This window comes from Modestobacter sp. VKM Ac-2977 (genome assembly GCF_026968045.1).
GTDB lineage: Bacteria > Actinomycetota > Actinomycetes > Mycobacteriales > Geodermatophilaceae > Modestobacter.
On record NZ_JAPVBQ010000004.1, the window covers coordinates 151,928 to 177,191 of the forward strand.

Below are 25,264 nucleotides of genomic sequence, written 5' to 3' on the forward strand. Positions count from 1 at the left end.
CACCGGCACCTGCGACGGTCAGCTCAGTGCGGTCTCCGGCCGTTCCCCGGCGCGCAGCACGGTGCCCTGGCCGAGCACCAGGTCACCCCGCTCGGCGTCCGGGGCGTACAGCACGGCCGACTGCCCCGGGGCCACTCCGCGCTGGCGCTCCCCGAGCACGAGGCACAGCCCGCCGTCCTCGGCGAGGGAGACCTCGCAGGCGACCGGCGCGGCGTGGGCGCGCAGCTGCACCTGGGCCCGGAACGGGAGGTCGGGCACCGGCCCGGTCCAGGTGGGCGTCCCGGTGCGCACCTCGTCGACCTCAGCCTGCTCCGCGGTGCCGATCGTGACGGTGCGGCTGACCGGCTCGATCCCGAGCACGTACCGCGGGCGCTGGTCCCCGGCGGTGACACCCAGCCCACGACGCTGGCCGATGGTGAAGCCGTGCGCGCCGGCGTGCGTCCCGACGGTCTGCCCGGTGGCGGCGTCGACGACCGGGCCGGGCTGCTCACCCAGCTTGCGGGCGAGGAAGCCGCGGGTGTCGCCGTCGGAGATGAAGCAGATGTCGTGCGAGTCCGGCTTGGTGGCGACCGCGTAGCCGCGCTCGGCCGCCAGCTCCCGCACCCGCTCCTTGGTCATCGAGCCGAGCGGGAAGACGGCGCCCGCCAACTGCCCGGCGGTGAGCACGCCGAGCACGTAGGACTGGTCCTTCGCGGCGTCGACCGAGCGACGCAGCTCACCGTCGGCCAGCCGGGCGTGGTGCCCGGTGACGACGGCGTCGAAGCCCAGCGCCCGTGCCCGGTCGAGCACCGCGGAGAACTTGATCTTCTCGTTGCAGCGCAGGCAGGGGTTCGGGGTCCGGCCAGCGGCGTACTCGGCGACGAAGTCGTCGATGACGTCCTCACGGAAGCGGTCGGCCAGGTCCCAGACGTAGAACGGGATGCCCAGCTCGTCGGCCACCCGCCGGGCGTCATGGGAGTCCTCGACGCTGCAGCACCCTCGGGCGCCGCTGCGCAGCGTCTGCCGGTCGGGTGAGAGCGCCAAGTGCACACCGGTGACGTCGTGCCCCGCCTCGACGGCAAGCGCGGCGGCGACCGCGGAGTCCACTCCGCCGCTCATGGCAGCGATCAGTCGCATCTCAGTGCCCCCCGGTCCCGGCCCGGCGGGCCCGCTCCACGACCGGGCCGATCACCTCGAGCAGTGCGTCGACGTCGGCGTCGGTCGAGGTGTGGCCCAGGCTGAACCGCAACGAGCTGCGGGCCCGGGCGGGGTCGGCGCCGGCGGCCAGCAGCACGTGGCTGGGCCGGGCGACGCCGGCGCTGCAGGCCGACCCGGTCGAGCACTCGATGCCCCGGGCGTCCAGCAGCATGAGCAGCGCGTCGCCCTCCGCACCGGGGAAGGACAGGTGCGCGTTGCCCGGGAGCCGCCCGGGGCCACCGGCCACCACGTCGTCCAGGGGCGGACCGTTGAGCTGGGCGTCGGGCACCTCGGCGACCACCCCGGCGACCAACCGGTCCCGCAGCGCGGCCACCCGCGCAGTGCGCTCGGCCCGGTCGGCGACCGTGGCGTGGGTGGCCGCGGCCAGCCCGACGATCGCGGCGACGTCCAGGGTGCCGGACCGGACGTCGCGCTCCTGGCCACCACCGTGCAGCAGCGGAGTGCACTCGGCGTCCCGCCGCAGCAGCAGCGCCCCGGCGCCCATCGGGCCGCCCACCTTGTGCCCGGTCATGGTCAGGGCGTCGACGCCGCTGGCGGCGAAGTCCAGTGGCGACTGGCCGATCGCCTGCACTGCGTCGGTGTGCAGCGGCACGCCGACCTCGTGGGCGACGGCGGCCAGCGCGGTCACGTCGCTGACGGCGCCGATCTCGTTGTTGGCCCACATGACGGTGGCCAGGGCGACGTCCCGTCCGTCGCCGAGGGCGTCGGCCAGCGCGTCGGCGGTGACCCGGCCGGTCGGCTCGACCCGCAGCCAGGTGACCTCGGCGCCCTCGTGCTTCTCCAGCCACTCGACGCTGTCGAGGACGGCGTGGTGCTCGGCCGGGCTGGCCACGATCCGGCGACGCCCCTGGTCAGCGGTGCGGCGGGCCCAGTACAGCCCCTTGACGGCGAGGTTGTCGCCCTCGGTGCCACCGCCGGTGAACAGCACCTCCGACGGCCGCGCCCCCAGGGCAGCGGCCAGGCGCTCCCGTGACTGCTCGGCCATCCGCCGGGCCTCGCGGCCGCTGGCGTGCAGGGAGGAGGCGTTGCCCACCCGGGCCAGCTGCTCGGTCATGGCCGCGAGCGCGACCGGCAGCATCGGGGTCGTCGCTGCGTGGTCGAGGTAGGTCATGGCACAGCAAGCGTAGGCGCCGGGCGCCGGGGGCAACCCGGTCGTGTCCGACTGGTGGGAGTGCGCACGACTCCTCCGCCTCCTCGTGCCTGTGGCTGCGACGTGCGTCGAGCGCCGACCCGGAGGCCGACGCCCGACGCGACGTGCTCGATCACCCCTCCTGCAGCCCACCGAGGGAGCGCAGGAGGGCCCTCGGTGCTACTTGCGAGCGCTGATCTGCTCGGTGGCCGCCGGGACGACGGTGAACAGGTCGCCCACCACGCCGAAGTCGGCCAGCTCGAAGATCGGCGCCTCGGGGTCCTTGTTGACCGCGACGATGGTCTTCGAGGTCTGCATGCCGGCCCGGTGCTGGATCGCCCCGGAGATGCCCACCGCGATGTACAGCTGCGGCGACACCGTCTTGCCGGTCTGCCCGACCTGGAAGGAGTGCGGGTAGAAGCCGGAGTCGACGGCGGCGCGGGAGGCACCGACGGCGCCACCGAGGGAGTCGGCCAGCCCCTCGATCACCGAGAAGTTCTCCGCGCTCGCCACCCCGCGACCGCCGGAGACGACGATCGCGGCCTCGGTCAGCTCCGGCCGGTTGGACTTCTGCTCCACGACCCGGTCGAGCACCCGGGTCTGCTTGGCGGCCTCGGAGACGGCGACCTGCACCGTCTCCTCGGTGCCTGCGGCCGGGGCCGGCTCGGGGGTGACCGAGTTGCCGCGCAGGGTGTAGATCGGGGTGCCGACCGTGACCTGTGAGTGCACGATCGTCGCCCCGGCGAACGCCACCTGGGTGGCGGTGCCGTCGGCGGCGATCTCGGTGACGTCGGTCAGGAAGCCGCTGCCGGTCTTGATGGCCAGCCGGCCGGCGATCTCCTTGCCCTCCGGGGTGGACGGGATGACGACCGCGGCCGGGGACTTCTCCGCGACCAGCTGTGCCAGCACCTCGGCCTTGGGGGCCACCAGGTAGGCGTCGACGTCGTCGGACTCGGCGACGTAGACCTTCGCCGCGCCGTACTCGGCCAGCACGTCCTTGATGCCCGCAGCGGTGCCGGGGGCACCGATGACGACGGCGGCGGGCTCACCGAGCGCACGAGCGGCGGTCAGCGCCTCCAGCGTCGACTTGCGGGGCCCACCGGCGGCGGGGTTGAGCTCGGCAAGGACCAGGACCTCTGCCATGTCTGTTCTCTCCTCAGCTCTGAGTCTTCAGCACGGTCGCAGCCGGTCAGACGATCTTCTGGGCGGCCAGGTAGCCGACCAGCTTGTCGGCACCGTCGCCCTCGTCGGCGACCTTCACGCCCTCGCCCTTGGGCGGGCGGCCGGCGAAGTCGACGACCTTGCTGGTGGCGGTGGCCAGGCCCACGGTCGACGCGTCGATGCCCAGGTCGGCGAGGGTCTTGGTCTCCACCGGCTTCTTCTTGGCGGCCATGATCCCCTTGAAGGAGGGGTAGCGCGGCTCGTTGATCGTGTCCCAGGTGGAGACGATCGCCGGCAGCGGCGCCTCGACCTCCCAGTAGCCGCCGTCGGTCTGCCGCTCGATCTTGGCCATCGAGCCCTCGATCGTGAGCTTGCGGGCGCCGGACAGCTGCGGGATGCCCAGCCGCTCCGACAGCAGCGCCGGCATCACCGAGACCTGACCGTCGGTGGACTCGGCGCCGCACAGCACCAGGTCGTACTCCAGCTGCGACAGCGCGGCGGCGATGACGGCGCTGGTCTGCACGGCGCAGGAGCCGTGGATCGCCGGGTCGCTGACGTGCACGGCCTTGTCCGCGCCCATCGACAGGGCCTTGCGGATGGCGTCGGTGGCGGTGTCGGGGCCGACGGTCAGCACCGTGACCTCACCGCCCTGCGCCTCCTTGACGGTGAGCGCCTCCTCGATGGCGTACTCGTCCATCTCGTTGATCACGTTGTCGGCGGTGGCCCGCGCGACGGTGTTGTCCGACGGGTCCAGCTTCCGCTCGCTGCCGGAGTCGGGGACCTGCTTGACTAGAACGACGATGTTCATCGTCAGACCAACCTCCGCGGTGGTTCGGGTGGGCGCGGGCGAAGCCCGCCTCGTGCCGATCATCGAGGCTACTTGCGGGTAACACCCGGCGGGGAGGGCGGGGTTGAGTGACCGGCTCACCCGGCGGCTGTCCACTCCCCCGTGCGGGCGAAGTGCTCGAGGACGGCGGTGTGCGGTGCCAGGTCCAGCCCCTGCGCCGTGACCCAGGCGTCGTCGTAGTAGGTGCAGGCGTAGCGCTCCCCGCCGTCGCACAACAGCGTGACCACGCTGCCGGTGCGGCCGGCGGCGAGCATCTCGGCGATGAGCCCGAACGCGCCCCACAGGTTGGTGCCGGTCGACCCGCCGGCCCGGCGCCCGGCGACCCGCTCCAGGTGCCGCATGGCCGCCAGCGAGGCGGCGTCGGGCACGCAGACCATCCGGTCGACGATGGTCGGGACGAACGAGGGCTCCACCCGGGGCCGGCCGATGCCCTCGATCCGCGAGCCCCGCCCGGTGGTGGCCGGGTCGGCGTCCCGCCAGCCGGGGAAGAACGCCGAGCCCTCCGGGTCGACGACGGCGAGCCGGGTGGGCAGCCGGCGGTACCGGACGTACCGGCCGATCGTGGCGCTGGTGCCGCCGGTGCCGGCGCCGACGACGACCCACTCCGGGACCGGGTGCCGCTCCCGGCTCAGCTGCTCGAAGACCGACTCGGCGATGTTGTTGTTCCCGCGCCAGTCGGTGGCCCGCTCGGCGTTGGTGAACTGGTCGAGGTAGTGCCCGCCGGTCTCCGCGGCGATCCGCCGGGCCTCGTCGTAGACCGTGCCGGCGTCGGCCACCAGGTGGCAGCGGCCTCCGTGGAACTCGATCAGGGCGATCTTCTCGGCGCTGGTCGTCGCCGGCATCACCGCGACGAACGGCAGGCCGAGCATCCGGGCGAAGTAGGCCTCGCTGACCGCCGTCGACCCGCTGGAGGCCTCCACCACGGTGCTGCCCTCGTGCAGCTGCCCCGAGCACAGTGCGTAGAGGAACAGCGAGCGCGCCAGCCGGTGCTTGAGGCTGCCGGTGGGGTGCGTCGACTCGTCCTTCAGGTACAGGTCGATGCCCCACTCGGGCGGCAGCGGGTAGACCAGCAGGTGGGTGTCGGCGGACCGGTGTGCGTCGGCCTCGACCAGCGCGACGGCCCGCTCCACCCACGCCCGCCCGCCCGGGTCGGAGCGGTCGACGTCGGTGGGGCGCGGAGCGGTCACCCCGGCATGATGCCCGGTCGGCACGCCTGTCGGCCGCACGCCCGGGCGCTCAACCCGGGAGCAGGCCGGGCAGCCAGGCGACCTCCCAGCGGGTGCCGTCGGGGTCGGCGACGTAGCCGCTGCGCCCACCCCACTCCCGGTCGACCGGAGCGGTGACCACCCGCGCGCCCGCCATCGCGGCTGCGGCGTGCACCTGGTCGACGTCACCGCGCGCGGCGACGTTCACCGCCAAGGTGATCCCGTTCCACGTCCCCGGGGCCGGCAGGTCCGCGTCCGGAGCTGCTTCCGAGGCCAGCCGGTCGAGCGGGAAGAGCGCCAGGCGGGTGGTACCGACGTCGAACTGAGCGAAGTCGTCGCTCCCCCCAGGCCGCTCCTGCCAGCCCCACCCTGCGTAGAAGGCGCGCGACCGGGCCGCGTCCCGGACGCCGATGGTGACGAACGAGAGCCGCTGAGGGACGCTCACCGGCCGGTGAAGGTCGCCTTGCCCGGGCCGCTCTCCAGGAACGAGCGCATCCCGGTCGCCTGGTCCTCGGTGTCGAACAGCTCGGCGAACAGCCGGCTCTCCAGCTCCAGCCCGGCCGTCAGGCTGCCGTCCAGGCCCTCGTCGATGGCCCGCTTCGCGGCGGCCAGCGCCAGCGGCGGACCGGCGGCGAACTTGCGGGCCATCGCCACGGCGGTCGCGTAGACCTCGTCGTCGGGCACGACGGCGTCGGCCAGCCCCATCTCCAGCGCCTCCTCGGCGCCCACGTGCCGGCCGGTGAACACCAGGTCCTTGGCCTTGGCCGGGCCGACCAGTCGGGCCAGCCGCTGGGTGCCGCCGGCGCCCGGGATCACCCCCAGCTGGATCTCCGGCTGCCCCACCTTCGCGTCGCGGCCCATGATCCGGAAGTCGGCGCACAGCGCCAGCTCGTAGCCGCCACCGAGGGCGTAGCCGGTGATCGCGGCGATCACCGGCTTCGGGATGTGGGCGACCGTGGTGAACGAGGCGGTCAGCTCCCGGCCCCAGGCGACCATGCTCGCCCCGGTCAGCTGGGACATCGCCTTGATGTCGGCCCCAGCGGCGAACACCCGCTCCCCGCCGTAGAGGACGACGGCCCGCACCTCGGGGTCCTTGCCGGCCTCCAGTGCCGCGGCCCGCACCTCCCAGTGCAGCTGCTCGTCGATGGCGTTCATCTTCGGCCGGTCGAGCCGGATGGTGCCGACGCCGTCCTCGACCTGGAGGGTGACGAACTCGGGCGCTGCCATGCGGGCCTCCGTGTGCTGCGGGACGTCGGTGTCCGGGGTCGGTGGTGGTCCGACCCTAAGCCGCGCGACGGGCGCTGAAGCGGCCGCCGGTGCGCTCGACCTCCAGGGCCAGCCCGAACGCGTCCGACAGCAGCGGGGCGGTGAGCACGTCGTCCACCGGGCCGGAGCCGACCACCTCACCACCGCGCAGCAGCAGCGCGTGGGTGTACCCCGGCGGGATCTCCTCGACGTGGTGGGTGACCAGCACCTGCGCGGGCGCGTTCGGGTCGCGGGCCAGGTCCGACAGTCGGGTGACCAGGTCCTCGCGGCCGCCCAGGTCCAGCCCGGCACCGGGCTCGTCGAGCAGCAGCAGCTCGGGGTCGGTCATCAGCGCGCGGGCGATCTGGGTGCGCTTGCGCTCCCCCTCCGACAGCGTGCCGAAGGGGCGGTGCGCCATCCGCGCCACACCCCACTGCTGCATGAGCAGCGCCGCGCGGGTCAGGTCGTGCACGTCGTAGCGCTCCCGCCAGCGGCCGACGACGGCGTACCCGGCGCTCACCACGACGTCACCGACCCGCTCGCCCGGGTCGATCCGCTGCGCCAGCGCCGCACTGGTCAGCCCGATCCGCGGCCGCAGCTCGAAGACGTCGACCGCGCCGAGGGTCTCGCCGAGGATCCCCACCTCCCCGCGGGTGGGGTGCAGCTGCGCGCCGACCAGCTGCAGCAGCGTCGTCTTCCCCGCCCCGTTGGGGCCCAGCAGCACCCAGCGCTCGTCGGGCCGGACGGTCCAGTCGACCGCGCGCAACAGGTGCGCCTGGCCCCGGACGACGTCCACTCCGCGGATCTCGACGACCGGCTCAGTCCACACACCTGCCATCCAACCAACCCGCCGCGCGTCGTGGTCACCGGGTGCGGGCCCGTCGTCGGGCACGATGCCGGGGTGACCGCATGGACGAGTGACCGACCGGTCGAGGTGTGGCCCGGTTCGGCGGCGCCGCTGGGCGCCCACTGGGACGGCACGAGCACCAACTTCGCACTGTGGTCGGCCGGCGCGTCCGCAGTCGACCTGTGCCTGTTCGACCCCGACGGCACCGAGCACCGGCAGCGGCTGCAGGAGACCACCCACCAGGTGTGGCACGGCCGGCTGCCGGGCGTGGGCCCCGGCCAGCGCTACGGCTACCGGGTGCACGGCCCGCACGACCCCGCCTCCGGCGCCCGGTACAACCCGGCGAAGCTGCTGCTGGACCCCTACGCCCGGGCCGTGGACGGCGAGCTCGTGCTCGACGACGCCCTCTTCGGCTGGTCCCCGGCCGATCCGTTCGCCGCCGACCCCAACGACTCGGCGCCGTTCGTGCCCCGCGGGGTGGTCATCCACGACTCGTTCCCCTGGGACGGCGACCACGTGCTGCGCACCTCGTGGAGCGACACGGTGATCTACGAGGTGCACGTCAAGGGCGCCACGATGAGCCACCCCGACGTCCCCCCGGCACTGCGCGGCACCTACGCGGGCCTGGCCCACCCGGCGTTCATCGAGCACCTGCTGTCCCTCGGGGTGACCGCGGTCGAACTGCTGCCGGTGCACCACTTCGTCAGCGAGCCGCACCTGCTCCGTCGCGGGCTGACCAACCACTGGGGCTACAACACGCTCGGCTACTTCGCCCCGCACGCGGCCTACAGCTCGGCGGGCACGGGCGGTGGGCAGGTCACCGAGTTCAAGGCGATGGTCAAGGCGATGCACGCCGCGGGCATCGAGGTGATCCTGGACGTCGTCTACAACCACACCGCCGAGGGCGACCACACCGGGCCGACCCTCTCCTTCCGCGGCATCGACAACGCCGGCTACTACCGGTTGGGCGGCCCCGGCAGCGGTGACGACCTGTCGCGCTACACCGACTACACCGGCTGCGGGAACACCCTCGACGTCCGCCGTCCCCCGGTGCTGGCGCTGCTGATGGACTCGCTGCGCTACTGGGTCACCGAGATGCACGTCGACGGCTTCCGGTTCGACCTCGCCTCCGCCCTGGCCCGGTCGATGCACGACGTCGACCGGCTGTCGGCCTTCTTCGACGTGGTGCACCAGGACCCGGTGGTCAGCACGGTGAAGCTGATCGCCGAGCCGTGGGACGTCGGCGAGGGCGGCTACCAGGTCGGCAACTTCCCGCCGCCCTGGACGGAGTGGAACGGCAAGTACCGGGACACCGTGCGCGACGTCTGGTCCGGCGCGCGGGTGGGGGTGCGCGACCTGGCCTACCGGCTCACCGGCTCCTCCGACCTGTACCGCTCCGACGGCCGGCGTCCCTTCGCCTCGGTCAACTTCGTGACCGCCCACGACGGGTTCACCCTGGCCGACCTGGTCGCCTACGAGCAGAAGCGGAACGAGGCCAACGGCGAGGAGAACCGGGACGGCGAGGGCCACAACCGCAACTGGAACTGCGGCGTCGAGGGCCCGACCGACGATCCTGCGGTGCGCGAGCTGCGGGCCCGGCAGGTGCGCAACCACCTGGCCACGCTGCTGCTGTCGACCGGGGTGCCGATGCTGACCGCCGGGGACGAGCTCGGGCGCACCCAGGGCGGCAACAACAACGCCTACTGCCAGGACAACGAGGTCTCCTGGCTCGACTGGGGTGCCATCGACCCCGACCTGTGGAGCTTCGTGTCCACCCTGGTCGGGCTGCGGCGCCGCTCCCCCGTGCTGCGGCAGGAGGCCTTCTTCGAGGGCACCGAGATCGCCGGCACCGGCGGCACCCGGGACCTGGCCTGGTTCGCCCCCGGCGGGCACCAGCTCACCAGCAGCGACTGGTTCGACACCGGCCTGCAGACCCTCGGGATGTACCTGGACGGCCGGGGCCTGCGGCACCGCGACGAGCGGGGGCGGCCGGTGCTCGACGACTCGTGGCTGATCTGGCTGCACGCCGGCGCCGACCCGGTCGACGTCGTCCTCCCAGGAGCGCCCTGGGGCGATGGCTACGAGCTGGTGCTGGCCACCGAGTACCCGACCGGCACTCCCCCGCAGCCGACCGCGCTGCCGCCGGGTCCCGCACAGCTGCCCGGCCACTCCGTGTGGGCGATGCGGGTGGTCCGCACCCCGACGGCGGCCGGCACGCCCTGACCCCTGGTCAGGTCGCCTCGGGCATGCCGGCCGCCACTGCGGTGGCCAACGCGTCCCGGGGCGGGTGCGGCAGCAGGTCGGGCAGGTCGCTGCGGGTGTCGGCGAGCAGCCCGGCGGCCACCGTCGAGTAGATCGACATCAGCATCGCCGGCTGGAAGGGCAGCAGGTCCTGCCCGGCCAGCGCCGTCCGCTGCGCTCCCAGCGTGACCGGCCGGTGCTCCGCCCCCCAGGCCCGGGCCAGCTGCGCTGCGGTGAACGCCGTGGTGCCGGCCAGCTCGTAGACCCGGCCGACGTGGACCGAGGGGTCGGCCGCGACGTCAGCCGCCACCCGGACGGCGACGTCGGCCAGGTCCTGCCGCGCCACCGCGGCGAGCGCACCCGAGCCGAACGGGGCGGCCACCACCCCCTCCTGCGGGGCGGCCAGCTGCCCGAACAGCTCGGCGTAGAGGCCGTTGCGCAGCACGGTCCAGCGCAACCCGCTGGACGCCAGCCGCCGCTCGGTCCAGCGGTGGGCCAGGGCGAACCCGAGGTGGTCCCCGGCCCCGGTCAGGCTGGTGTAGACCACGTGCCCGACCCCCTGCTCCTCGGCGGCGGTCAGCACCCGGTCGTGCCGGGTGAGGACGACGTCGTCCTCGGCGTAGCCCGCCGACACGAGCACCAGGACGTCGACCCCGGCGAGGTCCAGCGTCGCCGGGTCGTCCAGGTCGAGGAGCCGGCCGGCGGGTCCGAACGCGCCGGGGGTGCGGCTGCCCGCGTACGCCGGGAGCCCGGCAGCGACCAGGCCGGTGTGGACGCGTGAGCCGAGCTGACCGGACGCGCCGGTGACGAGCAGCATGGGAGCTTCTTCCTCGAGGGGGGACGATGCACGACTGGCGTGATCGTCGACGGCCCACCGGGGCCGGACAAGGAGGCACTTCCATGTCAGCAGGGCACACCGGGGGAACCGACCTGCTCGACCCCTGTGGATCTCCCACCCACCCGGACTGCGGCATCCGCGACGTCCTGGACCGGGTCGGCGACACCTGGTCGGTGCTGGTCATCGCCGAGCTCTCCGCCGGCACCCGGCGCTTCGGCGAACTGCAGCGGGCGGTCGTGGGCGTCTCCCAGCGGATGCTCACCCTGACCGTGCGGCGGCTGGAGCGCGACGGGCTGGTGACCCGGACCGTCTACCCCACGGTGCCCGCCACGGTCACCTACGAGCTGACCCAGCGCGGCCGCGAGCTCAGCAGCCTGGTCCGGTTGCTCGCGGACTGGTCGGCGAGCAACCGCGCGGCGATCACCCGGTCACGGGCGGAGTGGGACGCGGACAACCCGGGGTCCGGCGTGCGCTGACGGGTGCGTCCCGGCGAGGCCCCCGCACAGGGGGCCTCGCATCACTCCGCGGCCTGCTCGAAGGTGATGACGGTCCAGCCGAGCAGCAGCCGGTCGCCGTCGGCCAGCGGGTGCGGCACGCCGGGCTCCAGCTGGGTCCACTCGGTGGCCTCCGGGCCGGCGACGTGGGTGCCGTTGAGCGAGCCCAGGTCGGTCAGGGAGACCTCCCGCCCGGCGCGCTGGATGGCAGCGTGGGCCGAGGAGAGCACGTTCTGGGTGTCGGCGATCGGCACCGGACGGGCGTTGCCGGTGGTCACCAGGTCGTGGCCGTCGGGACGACGACCGAGGACCAGGTCCTCGTCGACGTTGACGACGAGGCCGTCGTCAAAGCGCAGCACCGGCGCGGCCGGGGGCTCGGGCCGCCAGAAGGCGGTCTGCTCCCCGCCCTGACCGACCGGCTGACTGGCGATCCGACCCGAGTTGCCGAAGCCGGCGTCGGAGCCGGCGGTGAAGGACTCACCGGTGGGCAGCGAGGTGGCCGGCGGGACGGCGACCGACGGCGATGCGGGCGCCGCGAGCTGCAGCAGGGCACCGGATCCGGGCACGGTCCCCTCGACGAGGTCGAGCGCGACACCCGGGGGCATGGCCGCGGCGGGCTGGCCCGGGCCGACGTAGAGGGTCTGCCCGAGCGCGAACCCGGAGGCCAGCGTGCAGCCGTCGACCGCCGAGCCGGAGACCGGGACGCCGTCCACGGCCGGCTGGCCCTTGCCCGACCAGAGCGCGACGCCGGCCCCGGTACCGCCGGAGGTGTCGGCGAGCACGAGGGCGAAGGACGCCGGCCCGTCGGCGAGCCGGGACACCTGACCGGCGACGGCGCCGAGCACGCGCTCGGCCCCGGGGCCGGAGACCCCCAGACAGGCGTGCAGGGCTGCCACCAGCGCCGGTGACCCGGGGGCATCGACCCACAGCAGACCACCGCCACGGCGGGCGACGACAGAGTCTCCGGGGAGGACCTCACAGCGGTCGGGCATGACGGCCAGCCTAATGACCGCGTGGGGATCCCGTGCCCCGCGGGCGCGTGGCTCGCCGGGACGTCGGTCCATTGCGCACGACCTGCCCCAGCCGTCACACCCGTCGCACCCGTGTGGACACCGACCGGGGTCAGGTGACCACCGAGCGCGGCTCGCTCACGCGTTGACGACGACGCCGAGCTCTGCGGGGACCACCAGGTGCGCCGAGTGCGGGAGCACGCGGACGGTGTAGCCGAACGCACCGGTGCGGGTCAGCGGCACGGTGCCGGTGAACCAGTGCCGCGAGCCTTCCGCGCCGTCGTGCCGCAGCTCCAGCGTGGTGACCTGGTGCAGGCCGTCAGCGTCGTCGACCCGGCCGTAGGCCGCCTCGACCAGCACGTCGGACGGGGCGAGACCCGGCAGCTCGACCTCGGCCCGCAGGTCGATGCCGCCACCGATCTCCGGGGTCTCCCCGACCCCGGTCGCCTCCACGTGGGCCACCCGGACACCGTGCCAGTGCTCCAGCAGCTTCGCCCGCCAGGCCGCCTCGGCGCGGGCCGGCTCGTAGCCGCCGGCGGCCATCGAGCGGGCGGCGCCGGCGGCCGGCACGTAGAGCCGCTGCACGTAGTCCCGCACCATCCGGGTGGCCAGCACCTTCGGGCCGGTCTCCCGCAGGGTGTCCCGGACCATCTCCACCCAGCGGGTGGGCAGGCCGTCGGCGTCGACCTCGTAGAAGCGCGGGACCACCTGCCGGTCGAGGAGCTCGTAGATGGCCTGCGCCTCGACGTCGTCCCGCCGCTCCGGGTCCTCGACGCCGTCGGCGGTCGGGATGGCCCAGCCGTTCTGGCCGTCGAACCACTCGTCCCACCACCCGTCGCGGATGGAGAGGTTGAGCCCGCCGTTGAGCGCGGACTTCATCCCCGACGTGCCGCAGGCCTCCAGCGGCCGCAGCGGGTTGTTCAGCCAGACGTCACAGCCCCAGTACAGGTAGCGGGCCATGCCGATGTCGTAGTTGGGCAGGAAGGCGATCCGGTGCCGGATCTCCGGGTCGTCGGCGAACTTCACCATCTGCTGGATCAGCTGCTTGCCGCCGTCGTCGGCCGGGTGGCTCTTGCCGGCGATGACCAGCTGGACCGGCCGCTCGTCGTCCAGCAGCAGCGCCTTGAGCCGGGCGGGGTCGCGCAGCATCAGCGTGAGCCGCTTGTAGGAGGGCACCCGGCGGGCGAAGCCGATGGTCAGCACGTCGGGGTCGAACGCGGTCTCGGTCCAGCCGAGCTCGGCCTCCGCCGCCCCCCGGGACAACGCCGTGGCGCGCACCCGGCGGCGCACCTCCTCGACCAGCCGGCCGCGGAGCAGCCGGCGGGCGCGCCACAGCTCCGCGGCGGGGATCCGGTCGACGCCGTCGAAGTGCACGTCGCCGTCCACCTCGAGCGGGTCGCCCTGGCTGGTGGTCTGGGTGCCCAGCTCCACCAGCTCGCGGGCGGTCCAGGTCGGGGCGTGCACCCCGTTGGTGATCGACCCGATCGGGACGTCGTCGGGGTCGAAGCCCGGCCACAGCGGGCCGAACATGTCCCGGCTGACGTGGCCGTGCAGCTCGCTCACCCCGTTGGCCCGCTGCCCCAGCCGCAGCCCCATGTGGGCCATGTTGAACTTGCTCGGGTCCTCCTCGGCGCCCAGCGGCAGCAACTGGTCGACCGGGACGCCGAAGCCGGCGAAGTAGCGCTCGATCAGCGCCTTGGGGAAACGGTCGATGCCCGCGGGCACTGGGGTGTGGGTGGTGAAGACCGTGCCACCGCGCACGGCCTGCAGCGCCTCGGTGAAGGACAGCCCGTGGGACTCGGTGAGCTCCCGGATCCGCTCGACTCCCTGGAAGCCGGCGTGCCCCTCGTTGGCGTGGAAGACCTCCGGCGGCGGGGTGCCGGTCAGCGAGCAGAAGGCGCGCAGCGCCCGCACCCCGCCGATGCCCAGCAGCATCTCCTGGCGGAGCCGGTGGTCCTCACCACCGCCGTAGAGCCGGTCGGTGACCCCGCGTTCGGCCGGGCTGTTCTCCTCGATGTCGCTGTCCAGCAGCAGCAGCGACACGCGCCCGACCTGGGCCCGGTACACGTGGGCGTACAGCGTGCGCCCCTCCGGCAGCGGCACGGCGATCACCACGGCGTTGCGGTCGGCGTCCCGCACCAGCTTCAGCGGCAGGCCGTGCGGGTCGAGCGCCGGGTAGTGCTCCAGCTGCCAGCCGTCGGCGGACAGGCCCTGGGAGAAGTAGCCCGACCGGTAGAGCAGGCCCACCCCGATCAGCGGGACGCCGAGGTCCGAAGCGGCCTTGAGGTGGTCACCGGCCAGGATCCCCAGCCCGCCGGAGTACTGCGGCAGCACCTCGGTGATGCCGAACTCGGCGGAGAAGTAGGCGATGGTGGCCGGCGCATCGGCGCCCAGGGACTGGTACCAGTGCGGGGCGTCGAGGTACTCGCGGAGGTCGTCGGCGACCGCCTTCAGCCGCTGCAGGAAGGCCGCGTCGTCGGCCAGCGCGGCCAGCCGCTCGGCGCTGACCTCGCCGAGGACCTTGACCGGGTCACCACCGCAGCTCGCCCAGAGCTCGGGGTCCAGCGCCTCGAAGAGGTCACGGGTCTCGGGGTGCCAGGACCAGCGCAGGTTGGTGACCAGCTGCGACAGCGGCATCAGTGCCTCGGGGAGGGAGGCGCGGACGGTGAGTCTGCGGAGGGCTCGCACCTCCAGGACCCTAGCGTGACGACGCTCACGTCCGGGGCGGGGCGACGATCGATCCACACCCTCCGGGACCACTCCTGCCCCTCCCGCCTCTCCCCCTCCCGGTTGAGCCGGTCCCCCGCCGACGTGTGCGCAACAGGGGATCTGGATAGCGTTGCCCCGATGACTGGCCGCGCTGACCTCCGCCTCGGCATCTCCGATGTCGCCCCCGTCGTGTCCTGCGGGTCGTTCTCGACCCGCGCCGTGGTCGGTGAACACCTGCCGATCACCGCCACCGTCTTCCGCGAGGGCCACGACGCCGTGGCCGCCAACGTGGTCTTCACGCCTCCGGGCGAGGAGCCCTCGGCGGCCCCGCTGCTCCGGATGACGAAGTTCGGGCCCGAACCCGACCGCTGGACCGCCACGGTCGTGCCCGACCGCGAGGGCCTCTGGACCTACCAGGTCGAGGCCTGGGACGACCCGCTGAGCACCTGGCACCACGACGTCGAGGTGAAGGTCGAGGCCGGCCAGGGCCCCGAGGAGCTGGCCAACGACCTGGAGTCCGGCGCCCGGCTGTTCGAGGAGGTGGCCGCCGCGGCCCCCGAGGAGCACCGCGAGGCGCTCACCGGTGCGGCCGCCGCGCTGCGGGACGAGTCGCTGGAGCTGACCGCACGGATCGCCCCCGCCCTCTCCCCTGCCCTGCACCGGGTGCTGCACGACCACCCGGTGCGCCGGCTGGTCACCGGATCGCAGCGGTACGAGCTGTGGGTCGACCGGTCGCGTGCGCTCTACGGCTCCTGGTACGAGTTCTTCCCCCGCTCAGAGGGCCCCGTCGTCGGTGGCACCCCGACGCACGGCACGTTCGCCCAGGCCGCCGAGCGCCTGCCGGCGATCGCCGAGATGGGTTTCGACGTGGTGTACCTGCCGCCGATCCACCCGGTCGGCAACGTCAACCGCAAGGGGAAGAACAACACCCTGGTGGCGCAGCCGGACGACGTCGGCTCGCCGTGGGCGATCGGCAGCGACGAGGGCGGGCACGACGCCGTCCACCCCCAGCTCGGCACCCTCGACGACTTCAGGGCCTTCGTCGGCCGGACGCGCGAGCTGGGCATGGAGGTCGCGCTCGACCTGGCCCTGCAGGCAGCGCCGGACCACCCCTGGGTGACCTCGCACCCGGAGTGGTTCACCACCAAGCCCGACGGCACGATCGCCTACGCGGAGAACCCGCCGAAGAAGTACCAGGACATCTACCCGATCAACTTCGACAACGACCCCGAGGGCATCTACGCCGAGGTGCTGCGGGTCGTGCGGCACTGGATGGACGCCGGGGTCCGGGTGTTCCGGGTGGACAACCCGCACACCAAGCCGCTGAACTTCTGGCACTGGCTGATCTGGGAGGTCAAGAAGACCGATCCCGACGTCCTCTTCCTCGCCGAGGCGTTCACCCGGCCGGCGATGATGCACCAGCTGGCGCGGATCGGCTTCACCCAGAGCTACACCTACTTCACCTGGCGCACCGAGCGCTGGGAGCTGGAGGAGTACGGCCGGGAGCTGGCCGAGAACGCGCACTACATGCGGCCGAACTTCTTCGTGAACACCCCGGACATCCTGCACGAGACGCTGCAGGTGGGCGGCCCGCCGATGTTCAAGATCCGCGCGGTGCTGGCCTCGATGATGAGCCCGACCTGGGGCGTCTACTCCGGGTACGAGCTGTTCGAGCACGTCGGCCTCCGTCCGGGCAGCGAGGAGTACCTGGACACCGAGAAGTTCCAGCTGCGCCCCCGTGACTGGGCTGCCGCCGATGCCTCCGGTCGCTCCCTGGCGCCCTACCTGCGCCGGCTGAACGAGATCCGGCGCGCGCACCCGGCCCTGCAGCAGCTGCGCACGCTGCGGTTCCACCCGATCGACAACCCGAACCTGCTCTGCTTCTCCAAGACCGACCCGGGTTCCGACGACTGCGTGCTCGTGGTGGTGTCGCTCAACAGCACCTACACCCAGATCGGGACGACCGCCCTGGACATGCCCGCGCTGGGCCTGGACTGGTCGGACGGCTTCTCGGTCACCGACGACATCACCGGGGCCCACTACGACTGGGGCCAGGCCAACTACGTCGAGCTGGACCCCTACCGGGAGCCGGCGCACGTGTTCACCGTCCACCGCAGCCTGTCCGCGTCGCACCCGCCGCACTGACCCCGTCCTCGACAGCTGCGGGTGTGCCGGCCGAGCCCCGGCCGGCACACCCGCCGCACCGATCCACCGCCCCCAGCAACGAACGAGGACCGAGTTCATGACCCTCCCCGTCCCCGCACAGTCGACCCCCGGCGCGGGCGAGCAGTCGGGCCTGCCCGCCCCTGGCAGCGACCCCGAGTGGTTCAAGCGCGCCGTCTTCTACGAGGTGCTCGTCCGCGGTTTCGCCGACAGCAACGCCGACGGCGTCGGCGACCTGCGCGGCATGCTGGGCAAGCTCGACTACCTGCAGTGGCTCGGTGTCGACTGCCTCTGGCTGCCGCCCTTCTTCGCCTCCCCGCTGCGCGACGGCGGCTACGACGTCAGCGACTACACCGCGGTGCTGCCGGAGTTCGGCGACATCGAGGACTTCAAGGAGCTCATCGGCGAGGCCCACTCCCGTGGGATGCGGATGATCATCGACTTCGTCATGAACCACACCTCGGACCAGCACCCCTGGTTCCAGGCCAGCCGCAGCGACCCCGACGGCCCCTACGGCGACTTCTACGTCTGGGCCGACGACGACACCGGCTACGCCGACGCCCGGATCATCTTCGTCGACACCGAGAGCTCGAACTGGACCTTCGACCCGGTGCGCAAGCAGTACTTCTGGCACCGGTTCTTCAGCCACCAGCCCGACCTGAACTTCGAGAACCCGAAGGTGCAGGAGGCGATCATCGACGCCCTGCGCTTCTGGCTGGACCTGGGCATCGACGGCTTCCGGCTCGACGCCGTCCCCTACCTCTTCGAGGAGGAGGGGACCAACTGCGAGAACCTCCCCCGCACCCACGAGTTCCTCAAGAAGGTGCGCAAGGTCGTCGACGCCGAGTACCCCGACCGGGTGCTGCTGTGCGAGGCGAACCAGTGGCCGGCCGACGTCGTCGAGTACTTCGGCGAGGACGGCGACGAGTGCCAGATGGCCTTCCACTTCCCGGTGATGCCGCGCCTGTTCATGGCCGTGCGCCGGGAGCAGCGGTTCCCGATCTCGGAGATCATGGCGCAGACGCCGGACATCCCCGACAACTGCCAGTGGGGTGTCTTCCTGCGCAACCACGACGAGCTGACCCTGGAGATGGTCACCGACGAGGAGCGCGACTACATGTGGGGGGAGTACGCCAAGGACCCCCGGATGAAGGCCAACATCGGCATCCGCCGGCGGCTGGCCCCCCTGCTCGACAACGACATCGACACCCTCGAGCTCTTCACCGCCCTGCTGCTGTCGCTGCCGGGCTCGCCGGTCATGTACTACGGCGACGAGATCGGCATGGGCGACAACATCTGGCTCGGTGACCGGGACGGCGTCCGCACCCCGATGCAGTGGACCCCGGACCGCAACGGCGGGTTCTCCACCGCCGACCCGCAGCGGATGCACCTGCCGCTGGTGGCCGACCCGGAGTACGGCTTCCAGGTCACCAACGTCGAGGCCCAGCTGCGGAACTCCAACTCCTTGCTGAACTGGATCCGCACCATGATCGCGGTGCGCAAGCAGCACCCGACCTTCGGTGTCGGCAGCTACGCCGAGATCGGCTCGCGGAACCCGACGGTGCTCTCCTTCGTGCGCGAGTTCGGGGACGACGTCGTGCTCTGCGTCAACAACCTGTCCCGGTTCCCGCAGCCGGTGGAGCTCGACCTCCGCCGCTTCGAGGGCTACACCCCGGTCGAGCTGACCGGGCGGGTGCAGTTCCCGCAGATCGGCGTCCTGCCGTACATGCTCACGCTCGGCGGCCACGGCTTCTACTGGTTCGAGCTCTCCAAGCCCACCGCCCCGGCGGGCGAGGAGGACGAGGACTGGGAGACCACCGCGAGCGGCAGCGTGGCGCAGTCGCTGCTCGAGGCCGGGGTGGTCGGCCCCGCCGACGCGACCGCCGGCACCGGCGGCCTCGACGCCGAGGCCCCGACGACCACGACCCCGACCGACGGAGAGTCCCGATGAGCGCTCTGACCGACATGCTGGCCGACTGGATGCCCGGTCAGCGCTGGTTCGGCGGCAAGGGCCGCGAGTGGGCCGGGGTGACCGAGGAGGGCTTCTTCCTCGATCAGTCCGACCCGGCGTTGTCGGTGCACCGCGTACGGGTCGAGTACACCGACGGGGCCAGTGACACGTACCTGGTGCCCCTGTCCTGGCGCAGCGCACCGGCCGAGGAGCTCTCCACCGCCTTCGTCGGCGCGGTCTCCGGTTCCCACGGCGAGAACTACGCCTACGACGCCATGCGCGACCGGGACGCGACCGTGCCGTGGCTGACCCACCTCGTGGCGGCCTCCACCGTCGGGCCGATGCGGTTCCACCCGGCCGGTGTGGCCTACATCCCCGAGGGCCTGCCCGGGGACGTGATCTCCACCGAGCAGAGCAACACCTCACTCGTCTACGGCGAGACCGCGATCCTCAAGTTGTTCCGCCGGCTCGAGCCCGGGCTGAACCCCGACGTGGAGATCCACGACGCCCTGCGGCAGGCGGAGAACCAGCACATCGCGGGGCTGCTCGGGTACATCGAGGTCGACGACCCGAACGGGTTGGAGCCGGCCACCGTGGCCATGCTCCAGACCTTCGTCCCCAACGCCAGCGACGGGTGGCGGCTGGCCACCTCGAGCGTCCGGGACCTGTACGCCGAGGCCGACCTGCACGCCGACGAGGTCGGGGGCGACTTCGCCGGGGAGAGCGAGCGACTGGGCGAGGCGGCCGCCTCGGTCCATGCCGACCTCGCCCAGGTGCTCCCCTCCGAGCCGGCCGACCGTGACTGGTACGCCACCGTCGCCGGGCAGATGACCGCTCGGCTGGAGGCGGCCCTGGCGGTCGTCCCCGACCTGGCCGAGCACGCCGACGCGCTGCGCAACCTGTACGCCGCGGTCGCCGACACGACCGAGCCGGTCGTCCGTCAGCGGGTGCACGGCGACCTCCACCTGGGCCAGGTGCTGCGGACGACGACCGGCTGGATCGTCCTGGACTTCGAGGGCGAGCCGGCCCGTCCGCTGGCCGAACGACGCGAGCTGGACACCCCGCTGCGGGACGTGGCGGGGATGCTCCGTTCCTTCGACTACGCCGCCCGGCACATGCTGGTCGAGCAGCCCGACGACCCGCAGCGGGCCTACCGGGCGCAGGAGTGGGCCGAGCGCAACCGGCGGGCCTTCTGCGAGGGCTACTCCGCCGCCGGGGGCGTCACCCTGTCCAGCGACTCCGCGCTGCTGCGAGCTTTCGAAGCCGACAAGGCGGTGTACGAGTGTGTGTACGAGGCACGCAACCGACCGCACTGGCTGATGATCCCGCTCAGTTCGCTGTCCCGGCTGGCCGCCGGCAACTGAAGGAGGGCCCCGCTGCCCCCACCGCTCGCACGCTCGCGGCGGGACCCTGCAGAAGGGCCTGACCGGACGACCAGCACGACGACGAGACAGACCTGGAAGGACCACCGATGAGCACCGACGACCCCAGCACCCCGCCGGGCACCGACACCAGCAACGAGCCCGCAGACAAGGCAGAGCTCATGCGCCGGGTCGAGGCGAAGACCGAAGAGGTCCGCGAGGCGAGCGAGACCGACACCCCGCCCGCCCCGGCCAAGAAGGCCACCCGGAAGGCCGCCGCCAAGAAGGCGCCGGCGAAGAAGGCGGTGGCCGAGGCCCCCGCCAAGAAGACCACCGCCCGCAAGGCGCCGGCCAAGGGCACCGCTGCCGCCGACGCGTCCGGCGGTGACCAGGTGAGCACCGCCGCCGACGGGGCTGCCCCGGCGGCCAAGCGCGCGGCGAAGAACACCGCGCCCGGCGAGTCCCCGGCCAAGCGGGCACCGCGGAAGGCGACCAAGAAGGTCACCGCCGCGCCGGTGATCGCGCCGGCGCCGATCGCCGAGCCGGGCGACCCGACGGCCCCGCCGGCTCCCCAGCCGGAGCCGCCGAGCCCCGACCCGGCCGAGCCGAGCACCCCGCAGGCCCCCGAGGGCGGCGAGCAGGGAGGCACCGGCGGCCACTCCCCGGCGGAGACGGCCTCCGACCCCGCTCCGGACACGGTCGCCCCCGCCTCCATCGACACCGCGACCACCTCCACCGAGACCGCCTCGGCCGACGGCCCCGCCACCGGCGCCCCGACCCCCGACGACCAGGCCGGTGCGGCGGTCACCACCGCCGACCTGGCCACCGGCGAGGTCACCGACCTGCCCCCCGCGCCGGACGAGGCACCCGAGCCGGCTGCCGCCGGACTCGTCGACGCCCTGCCCGAGGGGAAGCCGCCGGTGAGCACCTCGGTGCCCGCCGAGGCCAGCCCGTCCGCGCACGAGGTGAGCCAGGAGCAGCTGGCCGCGATCGTCGACGGCTGGTCCTTCGACCCGCACGGCGTGCTCGGCGCCCACCGCGTGTCCGAGGGCTGGGCCGTGCGCACGCTGCGGCCGGACGCCGAGGCCGTCGCCGTCGTCGAACAGGACGGCAGCCGCTACGAAGCCCGCCAGATCTTCCGCGGCGGTGTCTACGAGGCCCGACTCCCGCAGCAGCCGGGCGACTACCGGATCGAGGTCGTCTACCCCAACGGGCAGGGCGGCACCGACACCTTCACCGTCGACGACCCGTACCGCTGGCTGCCCACCCTGGGCCAGCTCGACCAGCACCTCATCCGCGAGGGCCGGCACGAGAAGCTGTGGACCGTCCTCGGTGCGCACGTGATCGGCTACGACACCCCCGGCGGCCGGGTGGACGGTGTCTCCTTCGCCGTCTGGGCGCCCAACGCCCGCGGCGTGAAGGTCACCGGCGACTTCGACTACTGGCAGGCCCGCGCCTACCCGATGCGGTCGCTGGGCTCCTCCGGCGTCTGGGAGATCTTCGTGCCCGGCGCCCAGGTCGGCACCCGGTACCGGTTCCACGTGCTGGGCGCCGATGGGCAGTGGCAGGTCAAGAGCGACCCGATGGCCTTCGCCACCGAGGTTCCCCCGGCCAACGCCTCGGTCGTGACCGCCTCCACCCACGAGTGGGGCGACGCGGAGTGGCTGGCCGAGCGCGCCGAGGCCAAGTGGCACGAGCAGCCGATGAGCGTCTACGAGGTGCACGCGGCCTCCTGGCGGCAGGGGCTCTCCTACCGCGAGATGGCCGACGAGCTGGTCGCCTACGTGAAGGACGCCGGGTTCACCCACCTGGAGTTCATGCCGCTGGCCGAGCACCCGTTCGGTGGCTCGTGGGGCTACCAGGTGACCTCGTACTACGCGCCCACGTCGCGCTTCGGCTCCCCCGACGACCTGCGGTACCTCATCGACGCCGCGCACCAGGCCGGCATCGGCGTCATCGTCGACTGGGTGCCCGCGCACTTCCCGAAGGACGAGTGGGCACTGGCCCGCTTCGACGGCACGCCGCTGTACGAGCACGCGGACCCCAAGCGCGGTGAGCAGCCGGACTGGGGCACGTACGTCTTCGACTTCGGCCGGCCCGAGGTGCGCAACTTCCTGGTCGCCAACGCGCTGTTCTGGGCCAAGGAGTTCCACGTCGACGGCATCCGGGTCGACGCCGTCGCCTCGATGCTCTACCTGGACTACTCGCGCAACGACGGCGAGTGGACGCCCAACCAGTACGGCGGCCGGGAGAACCTCGACGCCGTGGCCTTCCTGCAGGAGATGAACGCCACCCTCTACCGCGAGGTGCCCGGCGTCATCTCGATCGCCGAGGAGTCGACCGCGTGGCCGGGCGTCACCCGGCCCACGTACCTCGGCGGCCTGGGCTTCGGCTTCAAGTGGAACATGGGCTGGATGCACGACTCGCTCGGCTACATGGCCAACGAGCCGGTCTACCGCAGCTACCACCACGGCCAGCTGACGTTCTCCATGGTCTACGCCTACTCGGAGAACTACACGCTGCCGATCAGCCACGACGAGGTCGTGTACGGCAAGGGCTCCCTGCTGCGGAAGATGCCCGGTGACCGGTGGCAGCAGCTGGCCAACCTGCGCGCCTACCTGGGCTACATGTGGGCCCACCCCGGCAAGCAGCTGCTGTTCATGGGCTCGGAGTTCGGACAGCTGTCGGAGTGGGCGGAGAGCCGGTCGCTGGACTGGTGGCACCTCGACGACCCGGCACACCGCGGCGTGCTGGAGCTGGTGACCGACCTCAACACGGTCTACCGGGACAGTGAGGCGCTCTGGAGCCAGGACGTCGACCCGGCCGGCTTCCAGTGGATCGACGCCAACGACGCCGGTGGCAACACGCTCACCTTCCTGCGCCTGGGCAAGGGCGGGCAGCTGCTGGCCTGCGTGGTCAACTTCTCCGGCCAGCCGCACGAGCAGTACCGGATCGGGCTGCCCCGCGGCGGACGCTGGCGCGAGGTGATCAACACCGACTTCGAGGGCTACGGCGGCTCCGGGGTGGGCAACCTCGGCGGCATCGAGGCGGTCCCGCAGTCCTGGCACGGGCAGCCGTGGTCGGCGACGCTGACCGCGCCGCCGCTGGCCACCGTGTGGTTCGTGCACGAGGGCCCGGAGCCGGAGCTTCCCGACGCTGGTGCACCGGCCGACCAGGCGCAGATCGCGGCGGCCGAGGCGTCCGGCGCGGCCGAGGGGCCGGGCAGCGGGCTGGAGCCCACCGAGCGCTGACCGGATCGAGTCGATCGGCAACGGGGCGGGGACCTGCGAGGGTCCCCGCCCCGTCGCCGTCCGGCGGCCCGACCGGTCCTCCCCTTCCTGCCGAGGCCGGCACGGTCCGGCAGGATGGGCGGCGGTGCTGCCGCCGCAGGTGGCCTGAACGGATTCGAGAACCCATGTCCTCCTCGCCCCGCCGGCTGCGCGCCGGCGCCGTCGCGGGTGCGCTGTTCGGGTCGGTTGTGCTGTCCAGCTGCGCGGTGACCCTGATCGAGGGGCGCGCGAGCCCCGCAGCCGGGCCGCAGGGGGACGTCACGCCCGGCGAGTTCCCGATCATCGGTGCAGCCGACGACGAGGTCGACCGGATCTCCCGCAACGCGCTCGCCGACCTCAACACCTACTGGACCGCGCAGTTCACCCCGACCTTCGGGCTGGCCTTCACCCCGCTGACCGGCGGCTACTACTCCGTCGACCCGGGTGACCTCGACCCAGCGCAGTACCCGAACGGGCAGATCGGCTGTGGGGAGCCACCCGACGCCGTCGTCGACAACGCCTTCTACTGCGGTCCGGGCACCGAGTACCCCAACGGTGACGCGATCCAGTACGACCGGGCGTTCCTCGGTGCGCTGGCCTTCGGCACCGTCGGCAGCGAGGGGTACGGCCGGTTCATCCCGGCCCTGGTGATGGCGCACGAGTTCGGGCACGCCGTGCAGGGACGGGTCGGCTACCCGGTGGAGCGGTCGATCAACATCGAGACCCAGGCCGACTGCTTCGCCGGCGCCTGGACGGCGTGGGTCGCCGACGGCAACGCCCGGTACAACTCGATCCGCCCGGGCGAGCTGGACGACGTGCTGCGCGGCTACCTGCTGCTGCGCGACCCGGTCGGGACGGGCGCCTACGAGGGCGAGGCGCACGGCTCCTACTTCGACCGGGTGTCGGCGTTCCAGCAGGGGTTCGACGACGGCCCCTCGGCCTGCCGCGACGACTTCGACGCCACCCGGCCGTACACGCAGAGCGCCTTCCAGAGCGACCGCGACTTCGCCACCGGCGGCGACGCGCCCTACGAACAGACGGTCGAGGACTTCGTCCCCGACGGGCTCGGGGAGTTCTGGCAGCTGGCCTTCGACCAGCTGGGCGAGGAGTTCACCCCGCCCGACGTCGAACCGTTCTCCGGCGAGGCCCCGGACTGCGCCGGCGAGGACACCGACGTCGATCTCCTCTACTGCCCCGCCGACGCGACCGTGCGCTACGACGAGGCCGACCTCACCCTGCCGCTGTACACCGCCGAGGAGGGCGGGGACTACGCCGTGCTGACCGCGGTGGCGATCCCCTACGCCCTCGCCGCCCGCGACCAGCTGGGGCTGTCGGTCGACGACCGGGCCGCGCTGCGGTCCGCCGTCTGCCTGTCCGGCGCCTTCACCTCCGCGGTGCTCGGCAACGAGACCACCGTGCTGACCATCTCCCCCGGCGACGCCGACGAGAGCGTCTCGTTCCTGCTCGAGCACGCCACCGACCCCGCGGTGCTGCCCGACGTGCAGCTGACCGGGTTCCAGCTGGTCGACGTCTTCCGCAGCGGGGTCGTCGACGGCCTGGCCGCCTGCGACATCGGCGCCTGAGGCGCTCCAGCCGG

Annotated in this window: 18 protein-coding genes; 7 read left to right on the forward strand and 11 right to left on the reverse strand. The window is 72.9% G+C overall.

What is annotated here, in order from left to right; translation table 11 throughout:
- Positions 1–18: 18 nt before the first annotated feature.
- The 8 genes from mnmA to O2V63_RS17375 form a co-directional block, all read right to left on the reverse strand.
- Positions 19–1,116: a tRNA 2-thiouridine(34) synthase MnmA gene (mnmA, locus tag O2V63_RS17340; RefSeq protein ID WP_269168783.1), complete on the reverse strand. Its 1,098-nt coding sequence runs from the start codon at positions 1,114–1,116 to the stop codon at positions 19–21.
- A gap of 1 nt (position 1,117) precedes the next feature.
- Positions 1,118–2,308 carry a cysteine desulfurase family protein gene (locus tag O2V63_RS17345; RefSeq protein ID WP_269168784.1) on the reverse strand — a complete coding sequence of 397 codons (1,191 nt, stop codon included), beginning with the start codon at positions 2,306–2,308 and terminating at the stop codon, positions 1,118–1,120.
- A 198-nt stretch (positions 2,309–2,506) separates the two neighbouring features.
- A complete protein-coding gene (locus O2V63_RS17350; protein ID WP_269164731.1) occupies positions 2,507–3,469 on the reverse strand; it encodes an electron transfer flavoprotein subunit alpha/FixB family protein in 963 nt (320 codons plus the stop codon).
- 46 nt (positions 3,470–3,515) lie between these two features.
- Positions 3,516–4,295, reverse strand: a complete 780-nt coding sequence (locus tag O2V63_RS17355; protein WP_269158845.1) for an electron transfer flavoprotein subunit beta/FixA family protein — start codon at positions 4,293–4,295, stop codon at positions 3,516–3,518.
- A gap of 116 nt (positions 4,296–4,411) precedes the next feature.
- The gene (locus tag O2V63_RS17360; protein ID WP_269168785.1) at positions 4,412–5,521 is read right to left on the reverse strand and encodes a PLP-dependent cysteine synthase family protein; all 1,110 of its coding nucleotides are present in this window, start codon (positions 5,519–5,521) and stop codon (positions 4,412–4,414) included.
- 49 nt (positions 5,522–5,570) lie between these two features.
- On the reverse strand, positions 5,571–5,984 hold the full coding sequence (locus tag O2V63_RS17365) for a VOC family protein (RefSeq protein WP_269168786.1): 414 nt from the start codon (positions 5,982–5,984) through the stop codon (positions 5,571–5,573).
- Positions 5,981–6,766 carry an enoyl-CoA hydratase/isomerase family protein gene (locus O2V63_RS17370; RefSeq protein WP_269168787.1) on the reverse strand — a complete coding sequence of 262 codons (786 nt, stop codon included), beginning with the start codon at positions 6,764–6,766 and terminating at the stop codon, positions 5,981–5,983. Before O2V63_RS17370 ends, O2V63_RS17365 begins: the two co-directional genes overlap by 4 nt.
- Positions 6,767–6,821: 55 nt before the next feature.
- A complete protein-coding gene (locus tag O2V63_RS17375; protein WP_269168788.1) occupies positions 6,822–7,580 on the reverse strand; it encodes an ABC transporter ATP-binding protein in 759 nt (252 codons plus the stop codon).
- A 105-nt stretch (positions 7,581–7,685) separates the two neighbouring features.
- Here O2V63_RS17375 and glgX point away from each other — a divergent pair, with 105 nt between their 5' ends.
- Positions 7,686–9,854 (forward strand): glycogen debranching protein GlgX, encoded by a 2,169-nt coding sequence (glgX, locus tag O2V63_RS17380; protein ID WP_269168789.1) that lies wholly within the window; start codon positions 7,686–7,688, stop codon positions 9,852–9,854.
- A 7-nt stretch (positions 9,855–9,861) separates the two neighbouring features.
- Here the strand turns inward: glgX and O2V63_RS17385 are convergent, their stop codons facing one another.
- Positions 9,862–10,689: an NAD(P)H-binding protein gene (locus O2V63_RS17385; protein ID WP_269168790.1), complete on the reverse strand. Its 828-nt coding sequence runs from the start codon at positions 10,687–10,689 to the stop codon at positions 9,862–9,864.
- Between the two features lie 83 nt (positions 10,690–10,772).
- Between O2V63_RS17385 and O2V63_RS17390 the strand changes: the two genes are divergently transcribed.
- Positions 10,773–11,186 (forward strand): winged helix-turn-helix transcriptional regulator, encoded by a 414-nt coding sequence (locus tag O2V63_RS17390; RefSeq protein ID WP_269168791.1) that lies wholly within the window; start codon positions 10,773–10,775, stop codon positions 11,184–11,186.
- A 41-nt stretch (positions 11,187–11,227) separates the two neighbouring features.
- On the opposite strand, the gene O2V63_RS17395 is transcribed toward O2V63_RS17390, so the two are convergent.
- On the reverse strand, positions 11,228–12,196 hold the full coding sequence (locus O2V63_RS17395) for an FHA domain-containing protein (RefSeq protein WP_269168792.1): 969 nt from the start codon (positions 12,194–12,196) through the stop codon (positions 11,228–11,230).
- Positions 12,197–12,352: 156 nt separating this feature from the next.
- Complete coding sequence (glgP, locus tag O2V63_RS17400; RefSeq protein WP_269168793.1) at positions 12,353–14,902, reverse strand: alpha-glucan family phosphorylase; 2,550 nt, start codon at positions 14,900–14,902, stop codon at positions 12,353–12,355.
- 159 nt (positions 14,903–15,061) lie between these two features.
- Between glgP and O2V63_RS17405 the strand changes: the two genes are divergently transcribed.
- From O2V63_RS17405 to O2V63_RS17425, 5 genes are all read left to right on the forward strand, one after another.
- Positions 15,062–17,068 carry an alpha-1,4-glucan--maltose-1-phosphate maltosyltransferase gene (locus O2V63_RS17405; RefSeq protein WP_269168794.1) on the forward strand — a complete coding sequence of 669 codons (2,007 nt, stop codon included), beginning with the start codon at positions 15,062–15,064 and terminating at the stop codon, positions 17,066–17,068.
- Between the two features lie 97 nt (positions 17,069–17,165).
- A complete protein-coding gene (treS, locus tag O2V63_RS17410; RefSeq protein WP_269168795.1) occupies positions 17,166–19,037 on the forward strand; it encodes a maltose alpha-D-glucosyltransferase in 1,872 nt (623 codons plus the stop codon).
- A complete protein-coding gene (locus O2V63_RS17415; protein ID WP_269168796.1) occupies positions 19,034–20,401 on the forward strand; it encodes a maltokinase N-terminal cap-like domain-containing protein in 1,368 nt (455 codons plus the stop codon). The genes treS and O2V63_RS17415 overlap by 4 nt, the downstream gene beginning before the upstream one ends.
- A gap of 107 nt (positions 20,402–20,508) precedes the next feature.
- Entirely contained in the window at positions 20,509–23,649 is a 3,141-nt protein-coding gene (gene glgB / locus O2V63_RS17420; RefSeq protein WP_269168797.1) for a 1,4-alpha-glucan branching protein GlgB, read from the forward strand.
- 164 nt (positions 23,650–23,813) lie between these two features.
- A complete protein-coding gene (locus tag O2V63_RS17425) occupies positions 23,814–25,250 on the forward strand; it encodes a hypothetical protein (protein ID WP_269168798.1) in 1,437 nt (478 codons plus the stop codon).
- Positions 25,251–25,264 lie beyond the last annotated feature (14 nt).

Excerpts from the sequence above, each read along its gene's own strand:
- O2V63_RS17395 (WP_269168792.1), bottom strand. The coding sequence starts at position 12,196 with ATGCCCGACCGCTGTGAGGTCCTCCCCGGAGACTCTGTCGTCGCCCGC.
- O2V63_RS17390 (WP_269168791.1), top strand. The coding sequence starts at position 10,773 with ATGTCAGCAGGGCACACCGGGGGAACCGACCTGCTCGACCCCTGTGGA.
- O2V63_RS17385 (WP_269168790.1), bottom strand. The coding sequence starts at position 10,689 with ATGCTGCTCGTCACCGGCGCGTCCGGTCAGCTCGGCTCACGCGTCCAC.
- O2V63_RS17425 (WP_269168798.1), top strand. The coding sequence starts at position 23,814 with ATGTCCTCCTCGCCCCGCCGGCTGCGCGCCGGCGCCGTCGCGGGTGCG.
- O2V63_RS17415 (WP_269168796.1), top strand. The coding sequence starts at position 19,034 with ATGAGCGCTCTGACCGACATGCTGGCCGACTGGATGCCCGGTCAGCGC.
- glgB (WP_269168797.1), top strand. The coding sequence starts at position 20,509 with ATGAGCACCGACGACCCCAGCACCCCGCCGGGCACCGACACCAGCAAC.
- O2V63_RS17355 (WP_269158845.1), bottom strand. The coding sequence starts at position 4,295 with ATGAACATCGTCGTTCTAGTCAAGCAGGTCCCCGACTCCGGCAGCGAG.
- O2V63_RS17350 (WP_269164731.1), bottom strand. The coding sequence starts at position 3,469 with ATGGCAGAGGTCCTGGTCCTTGCCGAGCTCAACCCCGCCGCCGGTGGG.
- mnmA (WP_269168783.1), bottom strand. The coding sequence starts at position 1,116 with ATGCGACTGATCGCTGCCATGAGCGGCGGAGTGGACTCCGCGGTCGCC.
- treS (WP_269168795.1), top strand. The coding sequence starts at position 17,166 with ATGACCCTCCCCGTCCCCGCACAGTCGACCCCCGGCGCGGGCGAGCAG.
- O2V63_RS17370 (WP_269168787.1), bottom strand. The coding sequence starts at position 6,766 with ATGGCAGCGCCCGAGTTCGTCACCCTCCAGGTCGAGGACGGCGTCGGC.
- O2V63_RS17345 (WP_269168784.1), bottom strand. The coding sequence starts at position 2,308 with ATGACCTACCTCGACCACGCAGCGACGACCCCGATGCTGCCGGTCGCG.
- O2V63_RS17405 (WP_269168794.1), top strand. The coding sequence starts at position 15,062 with ATGACTGGCCGCGCTGACCTCCGCCTCGGCATCTCCGATGTCGCCCCC.